At 72.0% G+C, this 15,204-nt stretch carries 13 protein-coding genes; 3 read left to right on the forward strand and 10 right to left on the reverse strand.

Going from position 1 to position 15,204, the window contains the following annotated elements; all coding sequences use genetic code 11:
* Positions 1 to 14: 14 nt before the first annotated feature.
* Positions 15 to 1,610 (forward strand): molybdopterin-dependent oxidoreductase, encoded by a 1,596-nt coding sequence (locus D6270_RS28610; RefSeq protein WP_109162807.1) that lies wholly within the window; start codon positions 15 to 17, stop codon positions 1,608 to 1,610.
* Between the two features lie 72 nt (positions 1,611 to 1,682).
* Positions 1,683 to 2,330 (forward strand): fasciclin domain-containing protein, encoded by a 648-nt coding sequence (locus tag D6270_RS28615; RefSeq protein WP_109162806.1) that lies wholly within the window; start codon positions 1,683 to 1,685, stop codon positions 2,328 to 2,330.
* A gap of 101 nt (positions 2,331 to 2,431) precedes the next feature.
* Here D6270_RS28615 and D6270_RS28620 read toward each other — a convergent pair whose 3' ends face one another.
* The 5 genes from D6270_RS28620 to D6270_RS28640 form a co-directional block, all read right to left on the reverse strand.
* On the reverse strand, positions 2,432 to 3,301 hold the full coding sequence (locus tag D6270_RS28620; RefSeq protein WP_109162805.1) for an oxygenase MpaB family protein: 870 nt from the start codon (positions 3,299 to 3,301) through the stop codon (positions 2,432 to 2,434).
* A 32-nt stretch (positions 3,302 to 3,333) separates the two neighbouring features.
* Positions 3,334 to 4,398, reverse strand: a complete 1,065-nt coding sequence (locus D6270_RS28625) for a lipoate-protein ligase LplAB (RefSeq protein WP_109162804.1) — start codon at positions 4,396 to 4,398, stop codon at positions 3,334 to 3,336.
* Positions 4,399 to 4,493: 95 nt separating this feature from the next.
* Positions 4,494 to 5,639 (reverse strand): bifunctional 2-methylcitrate synthase/citrate synthase, encoded by a 1,146-nt coding sequence (locus tag D6270_RS28630; protein WP_109162803.1) that lies wholly within the window; start codon positions 5,637 to 5,639, stop codon positions 4,494 to 4,496.
* A gap of 45 nt (positions 5,640 to 5,684) precedes the next feature.
* Entirely contained in the window at positions 5,685 to 6,590 is a 906-nt protein-coding gene (prpB, locus tag D6270_RS28635) for a methylisocitrate lyase (protein ID WP_109162802.1), read from the reverse strand.
* Complete coding sequence (locus D6270_RS28640; RefSeq protein ID WP_109162801.1) at positions 6,590 to 8,110, reverse strand: MmgE/PrpD family protein; 1,521 nt, start codon at positions 8,108 to 8,110, stop codon at positions 6,590 to 6,592. The genes prpB and D6270_RS28640 overlap by 1 nt, the downstream gene beginning before the upstream one ends.
* 194 nt (positions 8,111 to 8,304) lie before the next feature.
* Between D6270_RS28640 and D6270_RS28645 the strand changes: the two genes are divergently transcribed.
* Complete coding sequence (locus tag D6270_RS28645; RefSeq protein WP_109162800.1) at positions 8,305 to 9,759, forward strand: short-chain fatty acyl-CoA regulator family protein; 1,455 nt, start codon at positions 8,305 to 8,307, stop codon at positions 9,757 to 9,759.
* On the opposite strand, the gene D6270_RS28650 is transcribed toward D6270_RS28645, so the two are convergent.
* From D6270_RS28650 to D6270_RS28670, 5 genes are read right to left on the reverse strand one after another with little or no spacing between them, the layout of a single operon-like run.
* On the reverse strand, positions 9,746 to 10,555 hold the full coding sequence (locus D6270_RS28650; protein ID WP_109162799.1) for an enoyl-CoA hydratase: 810 nt from the start codon (positions 10,553 to 10,555) through the stop codon (positions 9,746 to 9,748). The genes D6270_RS28645 and D6270_RS28650 overlap by 14 nt on opposite strands.
* A complete protein-coding gene (gene mmsB / locus D6270_RS28655) occupies positions 10,552 to 11,478 on the reverse strand; it encodes a 3-hydroxyisobutyrate dehydrogenase (protein WP_109162798.1) in 927 nt (308 codons plus the stop codon). Before mmsB ends, D6270_RS28650 begins: the two co-directional genes overlap by 4 nt.
* Entirely contained in the window at positions 11,475 to 12,542 is a 1,068-nt protein-coding gene (locus D6270_RS28660) for an enoyl-CoA hydratase/isomerase family protein (RefSeq protein WP_109162797.1), read from the reverse strand. The genes mmsB and D6270_RS28660 overlap by 4 nt, the downstream gene beginning before the upstream one ends.
* Positions 12,539 to 13,693, reverse strand: a complete 1,155-nt coding sequence (locus D6270_RS28665; RefSeq protein WP_109162796.1) for an acyl-CoA dehydrogenase family protein — start codon at positions 13,691 to 13,693, stop codon at positions 12,539 to 12,541. Before D6270_RS28665 ends, D6270_RS28660 begins: the two co-directional genes overlap by 4 nt.
* A complete protein-coding gene (locus D6270_RS28670; protein WP_109162795.1) occupies positions 13,690 to 15,192 on the reverse strand; it encodes a CoA-acylating methylmalonate-semialdehyde dehydrogenase in 1,503 nt (500 codons plus the stop codon). The genes D6270_RS28665 and D6270_RS28670 overlap by 4 nt, the downstream gene beginning before the upstream one ends.
* Positions 15,193 to 15,204 lie beyond the last annotated feature (12 nt).

The raw sequence follows: 15,204 nt of genomic DNA on the forward strand, positions 1-15,204 counted from the left end.
CCCCACGGCTCCGAATGACGACCGTGAGGATCACCCGGACAGCCCTGACCCGCGGAACGCTCGCAGCCCTGAGCGGACTGCTGGCCGGATTCGCCGCCCTGACCGTCGCCGAACTCGTCTCGGCCGCCGTCAGGCCCGAGTCGAGTCCCGTGACGGCGGTCGGCGGAGCGGCCATCGACCGGACGCCCGCCGGGGTGAAGGACTTCGCCATCCGGAACTTCGGCGAGAACGACAAGCTCGTCCTGCAACTCGGCATCGTCGTGACGCTCGCCCTCTTCGCCCTCGCCGTAGGCCTGTTGGCGCTGCGCCACCGCCGTACGGGCTCCGCCGCCGTCCTGGCGTTCGGAGTGGTCGGCGCCGCCTCGGCCGTCAGCCGCCCTGACTCCACGGGTATCACCGACGCACTGCCGTCGCTGGTCGGCGCGGTCGCCGGGGCCGTCCTGCTGTACGTCCTCATCGGCAGGCTCACCAGCCCGCGCCGGATCGCGGGGCAGGAGCAGGAGGCGCCCGAGGAGAGCGGCTGGGACCGGCGGGGCTTCCTGATCGCCGCCACCGCCGCGGCCGCCGCCTCCACCGTGGTGGGAGCGGTCGGCCGGACACTCAACGGCCGCAGCGCCCAGGACGCCGTCGCCTCCCGCGATGCCGTCAAGCTGCCCGCCCCCGCCTCGCCCGCCGAGCCGATCCCGGCCGGGGCACAGCTGCGGGTGCCGGGCCTGCCCCCGTTCACCACCCCCAACAACAAGTTCTACCGTGTGGACACCGCCTTGGCGGTCCCCAAGGTCGACGCGAACAGCTGGCGCCTGCGCATCCACGGCAAGGGCGTACGCCGCGACCTGGAATTCACCTACCAGGACCTGCTGGACCGCCCCCTGATCGAACGCGAGATCACCCTCTGCTGCGTCTCCAACGAGGTCGGCGGCCCCTACATCGGCCACGCCAGGTGGATCGGCGTACGCCTGGCCGACCTGCTCAAGGAGGCGGGCGTCAAGCCGCCGTCGCGGGGCGGGAAGGCGGACCAGATCATCGCCCGCTCGGTCGACGGCATGACGCTCGGCACCCCCGTCGAGGACGTCATGGACGGCCGGGACGCGATGCTCGCCGTCGGTATGAACGGCGAACCGCTCCCCTTCGTCCACGGGTTCCCCGTCCGCATGCTCGTCCCCGGCCTGTACGGATACGTCTCGGCCTGCAAGTGGATCGAGGACATCGAACTCACCACGTTCGACGACTACGACGCGTACTGGGTGAAGCGCAAGTGGGCCCGCAAGGCCCCCATCAAGACCCAGTCCCGGATCGACACCCCCAAGCCCTTCGGGCGCCCCGAGGCCGGCACGGTCATGGTGGCCGGGGTGGCCTGGGCCCAGCACCGCGGGATCGAGAAGGTCGAGATCCGCGTCGACGACGGCCCGTGGCGCCCGGCCCAGCTGGCCGAACAGGACACCGTCGACACCTGGCGCCAGTGGTCCTACCCCTGGAAGGCCACCGCCGGTGGCCACACCCTCACCGTCCGCGCCACCGACGGCACGGGCGAGGTGCAGACCGAGAAGCGCACCAAGACCGTCCCGGACGGTGCCAGTGGCTGGCACTCGGTCGTGGTCACCGTCGACTGACCCCACCCCAACAGACCTACCCGTCGCACCACTTCCTCTCATTTCCCGTTACGAACGATTCAGGAGAACTCCATGAACGCCCTTCGCCACCGCCGTGCAGCCGTCGCCGTCGTCGCCGCTGTGATGCTGCCCCTGACGCTGACCGCCTGTTCGGACTCCGGTTCGGACAAGGCCTCCGACAGCTCCTCCGCCGCGGGCTCCACCCCCGAGGAGTCGAAGCCGGCCGCCGGTGACGACGCCATGACGGACAAGCCGTTCGGCCCGGCCTGCGCCGGCGTCCCGAAGGACGGGGCGGGCAGCTTCGACGGTATGGCCAAGGACCCGGTCGCCACCGCCGCGTCCAACAACCCGGCGCTCTCCACGCTCGTCACCGCCGTGCAGAAGGCCGGTCTGGTCGACACCCTCAACAACGCCGAGAACATCACGGTGTTCGCGCCGACCAACGACGCCTTCGCCAAGATCCCGAAGGCCGACCTGGATGCCGTCCTCAACGACAAGGACATGCTCACCAAGATCCTCACCTACCACGTCGTGGGCGAGAAGCTCACCCCGCAGCAGCTGGAGAGCGGCACCTTCGACACCCTCCAGAAGAGCACGCTGACCACGTCCGGCTCCGGTGAGTCGTACAAGGTCAACGACAGCGCCAACGTGGTCTGCGGCAACGTGCCGACCGCCAACGCCACCGTCTACATCATCGACACGGTGCTGATGCCCAAGTAACCGGGCCGACAGCCTCGCTGTCGCGACAGACCGCCCCGCTGCGGGAGGGCCGCCGCCAGGCTCCGAGGCCCTTCCGTAGCGGGGCTCTCGCCGTCACCGGTTCAGGCGGGCGTGGGCGGCGGGGTCATCGCCCACCGGATGGTCCGGGTCAGAACCTTCCCGGCCGGGCGTACGCAGACCTCCTCGACGCCCGGCACCCGGGGCAGCCGCAGCGGCTCCCGGGACCACGGGGGGAGCGCGGCCACGGCGTTGGCCGCGAGTACGGCGTACGGGGGACGGGCGGGCCAGGGCAGCGGCGGGTGCAGCAGGATGAAGCGGGCCGCGTCCAGGGCCTCGTCGGTGGCGCGCAGCTCCGGGCGGTAGGCGGCGATCCGCTCGGCCAGCTCCGCCCGGTCGTGCGGCGGGTCGGGGACGCCGAGGGCCTGGGCCACCGTCGCCATGTCGTGGATGTACCCGTCACACCCGGCACCGTCCAACGGCTGCGCCCCGTACCGCTGGTGGGCCCGGAGGAAGCTGTCCACCTCGGCGATGTGCACCCAGCACAGGAGGTGCGGATCGGCCGCGTGGTACGGCTCCCCGGACGGCGCGATCCCGCGCACCCGCTCGTGCACGGAACGTACCCGGTCCACCGCCTCCTGAGCGTGCTCGGCCGTGCCGAACGTGGTCACCGCGAGAAACGTGCTCGTCCGCTGGAGCCGCCCCCACGGGTCACCCTTGAACCCCGAATGGCCCGCGACGGCGGCCATGGCGAGGGGGTGCAGCGACTGGAGGAGCAGGGCGCGCAGCCCGCCGATGAACATGGACGCGTCCCCGTGCACCCGGCGCACCGGCCGGTCCGGGCCGAACCAGCGGGGGCCGGGGGTGCCGTGGATCCGGGCCCGGTTCTCCGGGCCGGAGGGCCCCGCCACCCGGGAGAACAGGGACCGCCCGAGCCGTTCCCGTACCCCGGATCCTGACTGCGCTCTGTCCATGCCTCCCAGTATGCGGGCCCGCGGAGAACGCCCTACGGCACCCGGGCCGTCCACTCCGGTGTGGCGAACTTCGTCCGGACGAGCTCCTCGGCGCGCGCCAGCTCCGCCTCCGTCACACCGCCCTCGGTCAGCCCGTGGCGCTTGCGGAACGACTCGATCATGCGGTCGATCACGGCCTGGCGCGGCAGGCCGGTCTGCCGCCGCAGCGGGTCGACGCGCTTCTTCGCCGACTTGGTGCCCTTGTCCGACATCTTCTCCTTGCCGATACGGAGCACCTCCAGCATCTTGTCGGCGTCGATGTCGTACGCCATCGTCACGTGGTGCAGCACGGCCCCCGGCCCGCCGTCCGGCCCCACCACCCGCTTCTGCGCCGCCCCGGCGATCTTGCCGATCTCGGTGGCGATGTCGTTGAGCGGCTGGTACCACGCCTTGATGCCCATGTCCGCGAGCGCTTCGAGGACCCAGTCGTCCAGATAGGCGTAGCTGTCGGCGAAGGAGAGCCCGGAGACGAGGGACTGCGGGACGGCCAGCGAGTAGGTGATGGTGGAGCTGGGCTCGGCGAACATCGCGCCGCCGCCGGAGATCCGGCGTACGACGTTCACGCCGTGCCGCTCCACACCCGCCGGGTCGACCTCGTTGCGCAGCGACTGGAAGCTGCCGATGATCACGGCGGGGGAGTCCCACTCCCAGACCCGCAGCGTCGGCGGCCGCGTCCCCGCCGCCACCTCGGCGGTGATGACCTCGTCCAGCGCCATGTGCAGCGCCGGCGACTGCGGCGCGTCGTGGATCAGCTGCCAGTCGTAGTCGCTCCACTCCGTGGCCTGCGCCAGCGCCCGGCGTACGGCGATGGCGACGCCCTCCGCGCTCAGCCCGAGCATCACCGTGGAGTCGGGGAGCGCCGCCTCGATCCGGGCCGCGAGACCCGCCGTGTCCGTGGTGGCCGCAGCGCCCTCCAGCGCCGCGTCGATCGCCAGGATCGCCTCGTCCGGTTCGAGGAAGAAGTCCCCGGCCACGCGGACGTTCCGCAGCGCCCCGCCCTCCACATCCAGGTCCACCACGACCAGCTTGCCGCCGGGAACCTTGTACTCACCGTGCACAGCGCCGCCTCCAGCTCCAGTTTCCCCGGCCCGGCTCGGTGATGAGCCGGACACACCTGGCTATAACGCACGCCGGGGCGTCGATCATCCCCCGTTCACGCGCGGGTGTGCGCGGGGACGGTCCGCTGGTCAGGCCCGTTGTAGACGCCGAGTGGGCGGATCAGCGCGTTGTGCTCCAGCTGCTCGCTGATGTGCGCGGTCCATCCGGTGATCCGGCTCATCACGAAGATCGGGGTGAAGGCCGCGATGTCGAACCCCATCAGGTGGTACGCGAGCCCCGCCGGGTAGTCCAGGTTGGGATGGATGCCCTTGCGGCTGATCATGGCGTGGCGGAGCGCGGCGTGCAGGGTGGCCAGCCGGGTCACCTCCGGGTCGCCCGCCCGCGCCACCAGCCGGTCGGTGGCCTCCTGCATGATCGGTACGCGGGAGTCGCCGTGGCGGTAGACCCGGTGGCCGAACCCCATGATCTTCCGCCGGGCGCTCAGCGCCTCGTCCAGCCACGCCTCCGCCCGGTCGGGATCACCGATCTCGTTGAGCATGTGCATCACGGCCTCGTTGGCCCCGCCGTGCAGCGGCCCCTTCAGCGCCCCGATCGCCGCCGTCACCGCGCTGTACAGATCGGAGAGGGTGGAGGTGACGACCCGGGCGGTGAACGTCGAGGCGTTGAAGCTGTGCTCGGCGTAGAGGATCAGCGAGATCTCGAAGCAGCGCACCACCTCCGGGTCCGGCACGCTCCCGAAGCACATGTGGAAGAAGTTCTCCGCGTACCCGAGCGAAGGATCGGGCGGTACGGGGGCGAGCCCGTGGCGCCGCCGGTGGTCGTCGGCCACGACGACCGGCAACTTGGCCAGCAGGGCCAGGGACTTGGCGTGGTGGGCGGCGGTGCTGTCGTCCTCCTCGGTGGGGTCCTCGGAGCCGAAGAAGCTCACCGCCGTCCGCAGCACGTCCATCGGGTGGCAGGTCTCCGGCAGCCGGGCCAGCAGCTCGGCGGTGGTGCGGTCCAGCGGCCGCAGCGCGCGCTCGCGCGCCTCGAACGACGCCAGCTCGGCCGCGTCGGGCAGCTCACCGTACCGGAGGAGGTACGCCACCTCCTCGAAGGAGCAGCGCGCGGCGAGGTCCTGGACCGGATAGCCCCGGTAGGTGAGGGAGTTGGTCTCCTGAATGACGGTGGAGATGGCGGTGGTGTCGACGGCGACCCCGGCGAGACCCCGGTGGATCTCGGGGGTGGCGGATGCGGGCATGGTGAACCTCCAGGCGTACGGAGAGAGCGGAGAAGGGCGGGGCGGTCAGGCGCCCGGCGGCAGCGTGAAGTCGAAGACCGCCGAGTCGAACGCGCCGTACTCCTCGTAACCGAGCACCTCGTACAGCCGCGAACGCGTCTGCATCCGGGGGAGCAGGGCCTGTTGGGTGCCGTCGGCGGCCAGGGTCCGCAGCCCGTCCTCCACCGCGCCCATCGCGAGGCGGAAGAGGGTCACGGGGTAGAGCGCGATGTTGTAGCCGAGGTTCTCCAGCGTCGCCGCGTCCAGCAGCGGGCCTTTGCCGAACTCGGTCATGTTGGCCAGCAGCGGTACGTCGACAGCGGCCCGGAACGCCTCGAACTCGCTCTCGTCCGCGAGCGCCTCAGGGAACACGGCGTCGGCGCCCGCGTCCACGTACGCCTTCGCACGGTCGATCGCCGCCGCCAGACCCTCCGGGCCCCGGGCGTCGGTACGGGCCATGAGCAGGAAGTCCGGATCACGGCGGGCATCCACGGCGGCCCGCACCTTACGGACCATCTCCGCGCGCCCCACCAGCGTCTTGCCGTCCAGATGGCCGCACCGCTTGGGGTTGACCTGGTCCTCCAGATGCAGTCCGGCCAACCCCGCGTCCTCCATCAACTGCACCGTGCGGGCCGCGTTCATGGGCTCGCCGAACCCGGTGTCCGCGTCGATCAGGGCCGGCAGATCCGTGACCCGGGCGATCTGCTGCGCCCGCGCAGCGATCTCGGTGGACGACGTCAACCCGAGGTCGGGGAGGGCCAGTTCGGCGGCGAGGACCGCCCCTGACAGATACACCGCCTCGAACCCGGCCTCCTGGATCAGCCGCGCCGAGTACGGGTTGACCGCGCCCGGCATCCGCGCCAGCCGCCCGGAAGCCAGCTGCTCGCGGAAGGCGCGGCGGCGCCCGGCCGGAGTCGTACGCGTGTGCAGCATCAGAACAGCCCCTTCGGCAGGCCCGCGTCGAAGGCGGCGACCGCCTCCGTGTCCACGGCCGGGAGCAGCGCGTCCAGACCGTCCGCCGGCAGCTCCGCGAGCCCCTCGGCCGCCGTCAGGAAACGATCCTGGTCCGGGGCGGCCACGATGCCCTCCGCGAGCGTACGGAACTTCGCCACGTACCCCGAACGGTCGAACGGCCGGGCCCCCGCCGGGTGGGCGTCCGCCACCGCCAGCTCGTCCTCGATCACCGTGCCGTCCACCAGCGTCACCACGGCCCGCCCGCCGAAGGCCCGCCGCTCCGGGTCCGGGTCGTGGTAGCGGCTTGTCCACTCCGGGTCCTCCACCGTGGAGATCCGCCGCCACAGCTCACCCGTCCCCGGCCGCTGCGCCCGCTCGGGGGCGTAGGACCGCTCGTGGTGCCAGACGCCGTCCTCCAGCGCCACCGCGAAGATGTACGGCACCGAGTGGTCCAGCGTCTCGCGGCTCGCCGTGGGGTCGTACTTCTGCGGGTCGCCCGAACCGGAACCGATCACCTGGTGCGTGTGGTGGCTGGTGTGCAGCACGATCGACCGGATCTTCTCCGTCGGGCCCGTCCGCTCCCGCAGCCGCCGCGCCAGATCGATGACCGCCTGCGCCTGGTACTCGGCGGAGTGCTCCTTCGTGTACGTGTCCAGGATCGCGCGCCGCGCCTCCCCCGGCTCCGGCAGCCCCACCGTGTACGCCGCGTCCGGGCCGTCCAGCATCCGGGCGAGGAACCCGTCCTCGCCCTCGTAGACCGGCGACGGCGACCCCTCGCCGCGCATCGCCCGGTCCACCGCCTCGATCGCCGCCTTGCCCGCGAACGCCGGGGCGAACGCCTTCCAGCTGGAGATCTCGCCCTTGCGGGACTGCCGGGTCGCCGTCGTCGTGTGCACCGCCTGCTGGACCGCCTGGTACGTCGTCCCCGTGTCCAGCCCCAGCAGCGCGCCGAGCCCGCACGCGGTGGCCGCGCTCAGGTGGGCCACATGGTCGATGCGGTGCTCGTGCAGGCAGATGGCCCGCACCAGCGCCACATGGATCTCGTACGCGGCGACGATCCCGCGCAGCAGCTCAGCACCGCTGCGCCCGGTGTGCTGGGCCACGGCGAGCAGCGGCGGGATGTTGTCCCCGGGGTGTGAGTAGTCCGCCGCCAGGAACGTGTCGTGGAAGTCCAGCTCCCTTACGGCCGTGCCGTTCGCCCAGGCCGCCCACTCGGGGGAGACCCGTACGCCGGGGGCCGCGCCGAACACCGTCGCTCCCGGGGTGGCGCGGTGGGCCAGGGCCTGGCCGCGGGCGACCGCGACCGGGCGGCGCAGCAGGGAGGCCACGGCGACGGAGGCGTTGTCGACGACCCGGTTGACGGCCATGGCAGCCGCCTGCGGATCGAGGCCGGCGGCGTCCTGGGTCCCGGTCGCGACGGCCGCCAGCTTCCAGGCGAGCTGCTCCTCACGGGGCAGCCGGTCGGCGCTGGGGTGGACGCGGACGTGGTGGTGGATCACGGGGCTCCTCGCAACGTCGGTGGTGCCGTACGGAAGGAGCTTTCCCCGCTCCGGCCCCCGATGCGACCGGTCCACTGTGCACAATCCGTACAGCCCTGAGCTGCGAATCTGCGAATGCTGCAAAAGATGCGGATGCTACTTTCGCAGAGCGCCTCGGAGCGGAGGCGGGGGCGGGGGAGAGGAGCGCCGACGCCATGGGACGGCCTGCCGGACGCAAGATCTACGCCCACGCCAAGCTGCGGCGGCTGCGCCGTGAGCGCGGGATGAACCAGGTGGAGCTGGCCCGCGCACTGGGCCTCTCCACCAGCTACCTCAACCAGATCGAGCACAGCCGCCGCCCGCTGACCGCGCCGGTCCTGCTACGGATCGCGGAGGTCTTCGGCGTCGACCCGGAGTTCTTCTCCGAGGCCGACGAGGAGCGCCTCGCCACCGACCTGCGAGCCGCTCTCGGCGACGAGGCCTGCGGGACCCAGGTCCCCTTGGAGGAGGCCGCCGATGTGGCCCGCGACCACCCGGAGGTGGCTCGCGCCCTCGTGGCCCTGCACCACCGCTACCGGGACGCGGCCGAACGCGTCGTCGCCCTCGCCCCGCCCCACGACGGCGAGTCGCTCCTCACCGCCGAACCCCACGACGAGGTACGGGACTTCTTCTACGCCCACCACAACCACTTCGGCGCCCTGGACACCGTCGCCGAGCGCACGGCGACCGACCTCGGTAGGGGATCGGCGGGCCGCGCCGCCGACGCCCTGAAGGACCGCCTCGCCGCCCGCCATGGCATCACCGCCGTCACCGCCGACCGCGAACGGGCCACCGACGCCCGCCGGTTCGACCCCGACAGCGGGCTGCTGATGCTCTCCCCGTGGCTCAGCGAGGCCCAGCGCGCCTTCCAGCTCGCCACCCAACTCGCCCTGCTGGAACACGGATCGCTGCTGGACACCCTGGTCGCCGGCGGTGAGCTCGCCTCCGAACAGGCGGCGGGGCTGGCCAGGATCGGCCTCGCCAACTACTTCGCCGGTGCCCTGCTCATGCCGTACACCGCCTTCCACCGGGCCGCCGAGGAGCTGCGCTACGACGTCGAACTGCTCCAGGCCCGCTTCGGCGTCGGCTTCGAGACCGTCTGCCACCGGCTCTCCACCCTCCAGCGGACCGGCGACCGGGGCGTGCCGTTCTCGTTCCTGCGCGTCGACCGGGCGGGCAACATCTCCAAGCGGCAGTCCGCCAGCGACTTCCACTTCTCCCGGCTCGGCGGCACCTGCCCGCTCTGGACGGTGTACGAGGCGTTCTCCGCGCCCGGCCGCATCCTCACCCAGGTCGCCGAGATGCCGGACGGCAAAAGGTACTTCTGGGTGGCCCGGACCGTGACGCGCGGCGGGTTCGGGCACCGCGCGCCCCGGGCCGACTTCGCCGTCGCGCTCGGCTGCGAACTCCGCCACGCCCACCGCCTGGTGTACGCCGAGGGCCTGGCTCTGGAGGACCCCCGGTCGGCCACCCCCATCGGGCTCGGCTGCCGGATCTGCGAACGGCAGGACTGCGCCCAGCGGGCCCGGCCCCCGGCCGGGGGCCGGCTGGCCGTCGACCCCGACCGGCGTACGCATGTGCCGTACCCGGTCGAGGCCGACGGCCCGAGGGACGACCTCAGCGGTGGGTGAACTCCGCCGGCCGCTTCTCCGTGAACGCCTTCATGCCCTCCTTCTGGTCGGCCGTGGCGAACACCGCGTGGAACAGGCGGCGTTCGAAACGGACGCCTTCGGCGAGCGTCGTCTCGAAGGCGCGGTTCACCGCCTCCTTCGCCATCATGGCGACCGGCGCCGACATGCCGGAGACCGTGTCCGCGATGGCGAGCGCCTCCTCCAGCAGGTCCGTGTCCGGGACGATCCTGGAGACGAGTCCGGCCCGTTCGGCCTCCTCGGCGCCCATGTTCCGGCCGGTGAGGCAGAGGTCCATCGCCTTGGCCTTGCCGACCGCCCGGGTCAGCCGCTGGGAGCCGCCGATGCCGGGGATCACCCCGAGCCGGATCTCCGGCTGCCCGAAGACGGCCGTCTCCGAGGCGATCACCACATCGCACAGCATGGCCAACTCGCAGCCGCCGCCCAGGGCGTAGCCCCGTACAGCCGCGACGGTCGGTGTCCGGAGCTGGCCGAGCCGGTCCCAGGCGGTGAACCAGTCGCTGAGGTACATGTCCATGTAGCTCTGCGGCTGCATCTCCTTGATGTCCGCCCCCGCCGCGAACGCCTTGTTCCCGCTGCCGGTGATGACGATGCAGCCGACGTCCGGGTCCCGGTCCAGGGCCTCGGTCGCCTCGACCGTCTCCCGCATGACGTCCAGGCTCAGCGCGTTGAGCGCCTTGGGGCGGTTGAGGGTGAGCAGGGCGGTACGGCCCCGGCGTTCGACCAGGATGGTCCCGTACGGGCCCGAGGTGGACGCGCTCTCGCTGTTCTCGCTCACGCGGTGGTGCCTTCCTGTGCATCGGTGGTGGTCGACGAAGCGGCCCGGATGGCCCGGACGATCCCGGAGAAGTCCTGGTCCGCCCCGGCCCCTTCCGCGAACCGGGCGTACATCTCAGCTGCTCGCAGGCCCAGTTCGGCATCGATGCCGCCCGCGCGCAGAGCGTTGGCCGCCAGCCCGAGATCCTTCGCCATCAGCGGCGCGGCGAACCCGGGGCGGTAGTCCCGGTTGGCCGGGCTCGTCGGAACCGGGCCGGGGACCGGGCAGTTGACGGTGAGCGCCCAGCACTGGCCGGAGGCCGCCGACGCCACGTCGTACAGCGCCTGGTCGGAGAGGCCCAGGCTCTCGGCGAGGACGAACGCCTCGCTGACGGCGATCATCGAGACGCCGAGGATCATGTTGTTGCAGATCTTCGCCGCCTGCCCGGCGCCGCCCGACCCGCAGTGCACCGCCTTCCTGCCCATCACGGACAGCAGCGGCTCGGCCTCCGCGAAGGCGCCCTCCTCACCCCCGGCCATGAAGGTCAGCGTGCCCGCTTCGGCGCCCACCACCCCGCCGGAGACCGGGGCGTCCAGCGACCGGTGGCCGAGGGCCGCCGCTGCCGCGTGGGCGGCCCGGGAGTCGGCCACATCGATGGTGGAGCAGTCGATGAACAGGGTGCCGGGGCGCGCCGCTTCGAGGAGCCCCTCCTGCCCGTACAGGGAGAGGACGTGGCGCCCGGCGGGCAGCATCGTGATCACCACATCGGCCTTGTCGGCCGCGTCGGCGGCGGACCTCGCCCGCTCCACCCCGCTCGCCACGGCGGCGGCCAGACACGTATCGACGAGGTCGTGGCCGAGCACCCGGTGCCCGGCGCGGACGAGGTTGGCGGCCATCGGGCCGCCCATGTGGCCGAGTCCGATGAACGCGACGGTCGTGGTCACCAGGGCACCTCCTGCGGAGAGTCGTCTGCGGCGAGGGAGAGTTCCTCGTCGCCGGTCGGAGCGAAGTACCGGGCCACGTCGGCGTCCGTGACCTCCACGAGCGTGCCGGGCGACCAGTGCGGCGTCCGGTCCTTGTCGATCACCTGGGCCCGGATGCCCTCCACCAGATCGGGGGAGGAGAGGGCCGCGCACGAGACGCGGTACTCCTGCTCCAGCACCTTTTCCAGCGGCCCGAGTTCGCGCGCCCGGCGCAGTGCGGCGAGGGTGACCTTGAGCGCGGTCGGCGAGCGGCCGAGGATCGTGGCCGCCGCCTCACCGGCCGCCGGGGCGTCGGAGGCGAGCAGCCGCTCCACGATCTCCTCGACCGTGTCGGCCGCGTAACAGTGGTCGATCCAGGTGCGGTCGGCCTCCAGCACCCCGGGAGGCGCTTCCCGGACATGGCGGCGCAGCACCTCGGCGGGCGGGTCCGTCCGCAGCCCGGCCAGGAACGCGGGCAGCTCCTCCTGCGGTACGAAGTGGTCGGCCAGCCCGCACAGCAGCGTGTCCCTGGCCCCCACCACCACACCCGTCAGGGCGAGATGGGTGCCCAGCTCACCGGGGGCCAGTGCCAGCAGATAGGTGCCGCCGACATCCGGCACGAAGCCGATGCCGGTCTCCGGCATGGCCACCTTGGACCGCTCGGTGACGATCCGGACGCTGCCGTGTGCCGAGACGCCGACCCCGCCGCCCATCACGATGCCGTCCATGACCGCGACGTACGGCTTCGGATAGCGGGCGATCCGGGCGTTCAGCCGGTACTCGTCGCGCCAGAACGCGGCCGAGGCCGTGCCGCCGACGCGGGCGTCCTCGTAGATGGACCGGATGTCGCCGCCCGCGCACAGGCCGCGCTCCCCGGCCCCCGTGACGACGACCGTCGCCACCTCGGGGTCGTGCTCCCACCGGTCCAGCGCCGCCGCGATCGTCTCCACCATCGCGTGGGTGAGCGCGTTGAGCGCCCCCGGCCGGTTGAGGGTCACCACCCCCGCACGGCCTTCGGTGTGCACCCGTACGAGCTCCTCGGTCATCGCAGGGCTCCCGTCAGGCTCCGGGCCACAATGACGCGCATGATCTCGTTGGTCCCTTCCAGGATCTGGTGGACCCGCAGGTCCCGCACGATCTTCTCGATGCCGTACTCGGCCAGATAGCCGTAGCCGCCGTGGAGCTGGAGCGCCCGGTCCGCGACCGAGTAGCCGGTGTCGGTGGCGAAGCGCTTGGCCATCGCGCACAACTCCGGTGCCCCGCCCACCTTCCGGTCCAGCGCCTCGGCCGCCTGCCGCACCAGTGCTCGGGCGGCGGCGAGTTCGGTCGCCATGTCGGCCAGCCGGAACTGGAGCGCCTGGGCGTCCAGCAGCGGGCCGCCGAACGCCTCCCGGTCCGCGAGATGGGCGAGCGAGCGGTCCAGCGCGCTCTGCGCACCTCCCAACGAGCAGGCGGCGATGCCGAGTCGGCCACCGTTGAGGCCGTTCATGGCGATCCGGAAGCCCTCGCCCTCCGCCCCGAGCAGCCGGTCCGCCGCGATGCGCACCCCGTCCAGCAGGACCTGGCGGGTGGGCTGTGCGTTCCAGCCCATCTTCTTCTCGTTGGCCCCGAACGAGAGCCCGGGGTCGTCCCGTTCGACGAGGAACGCGGAGATCCCGCCGGGCCCGCTGTCGCCGGTGCGGGCCAGCACGATGTAGAGGTGGGTGGCGCCCGCGCCGGAGATGAACTGCTTGGTCCCCGTCAGCACGTAGTGATCGCCGTCGCGCACCGCGCGGGTGCGGAGTGCGGCCGCGTCGGAGCCCGCGCCCGGTTCGGTCAGGCAGTAACTGCCCAGCTGCTCCATGGTGCACAGCTCGGGCAGGTACCGGCCGCGCTGGGCCTCGGTGCCGTACCGGTCGACCATCCAGGCGACCATGTTGTGGATGGAGAGATAGCCCGCGACGGACGGGCAGCCGGTGGCGAGGGCCTCGAAGACGAGGACCCCGTCGGAGCGGGACAGTTCGGAGCCGCCGAGGTCCTCCCGTACGTACACACCTCCGAGGCCGAGGCCCGCCGCCTTCCGCAGAACGTCGACGGGGAAGTGCTTGTCCTGGTCCCAGGCCACGGCGTGCGGGGCCAGGTGTTCCTGGGCGAAGTCGAGTGTCGTCTCGACGACCGCGAGCTGGTCGTCGCTGAGCAGGGTGGTCACGGCGGTCATCCCATGGTCGGAATCGTGAAGCTCGCGCCGTCCCGGATCCCGGAGGCGGGCCAGCGCGAAGTGACGGTCTTCGTACGGGTGTAGAAGCGGATGGCGTCCGGCCCGTGCTGGTTGAGGTCGCCGAAGCCGGACCGCTTCCAGCCGCCGAACGTGTGGTACGCCACCGGCACGGGGATCGGCACATTGACGCCGACCATGCCCGTGTCCACCCGGCGGGTGAAGTCGCGGGCGATGTCGCCGTCGCGGGTGAAGAGGGCGACGCCGTTGCCGTACGGATGCTCCGAAGGGAGGCGCAAGGCCTCCTCGTAGTCGGCGGCGCGGACCACGGAGACGACAGGGCCGAAGATCTCCTCCTGGTAGATCCGCATGTCCGGGGTGACCCGGTCGAAGAGGGAAGCGCCGGCGAAGAAGCCGTCCTCATGACCCTCCAAGGCGAAGTCCCTTCCGTCGACGACGAGTTCGGCGCCCTCCTCGATGCCGAGGTCGACATAGCCCCGCACCCGGTCCACCGCGTCCCGGCCCACCAGCGGGCCGAAGTCTGCGTCCGGGTCGTCCGAGCGGCCGATCCGCAGCTCCGCGATCCGCTCGGTGAGCTTGGCCACCAGTGCGTCGGCGGTCTCCTCACCGACCGGCACGGCCACCGAGATCGCCATGCACCGCTCGCCCGCCGATCCGTACCCGGCGCCGATCAGGGCGTCCACCGCCTGGTCCAGGTCGGCGTCCGGCATCACGATCATGTGGTTCTTCGCCCCGCCGAAGCACTGCGCCCGCTTGCCGTGGGCGGCGGCCGTGGCGTAGATGTGCGCGGCGATCGGTGTGGAGCCGACGAAGCCGAGCGCCTTGACGCGCGGGTCCTCCAGCAGGGTGTCCACGGCCTCCTTGCCGCCGTTGACGACGTTCAGGACACCGGGCGGAAGCCCTGCCTCAAGGAACAGTTCCGCCAGCCGCAGCGGTACCGAGGGGTCCCGTTCGGACGGCTTGAGGATGAAGGCGTTTCCGCAGGCCAGAGCCGGTGCGGCCTTCCAGAGCGGGATCATCGCCGGGAAGTTGAACGGGGTGATGCCCGCGACCACACCGAGCGGCCGGCGTAGCGAGTGGACGTCGATCCCGGCGCCCGCGTTGTCGCTGAACTCGCCCTTCAGCAGGTGCGGGACACCGGCGGCGAACTCCACCACGTCCAGGCCGCGCGCGATGTCGCCGTGCGCGTCGGCGACGGTCTTGCCGTGCTCGGAGGAGAGCAGCCGGGCCAGGGAGTCCTTCTCCTTCTCGACCAGCTGGAGGAAGCGCAGCAGGACACGGGCCCGGCGCTGCGGGTTCCACTCGGCCCAATCGATCTGCGCCTCGGCCGCGTCGGCGATGGCCGCCTCGGTCTCGGACCGGCCGGCCAGCGGCACCCGGGCCTGGACCCGGCCGGTGTTGGGGTCGTGGACATCGCCGTACGTGCCCGAGGTGCCGGGCGTGTGCTTGCCGCCGATGAAATGGGTGAGTTCGCGGACCATGGAAACCTGCTC

The sequence above is a fragment of the Streptomyces griseus subsp. griseus genome (assembly GCF_003610995.1).
In the GTDB taxonomy this organism is placed as follows: domain Bacteria; phylum Actinomycetota; class Actinomycetes; order Streptomycetales; family Streptomycetaceae; genus Streptomyces.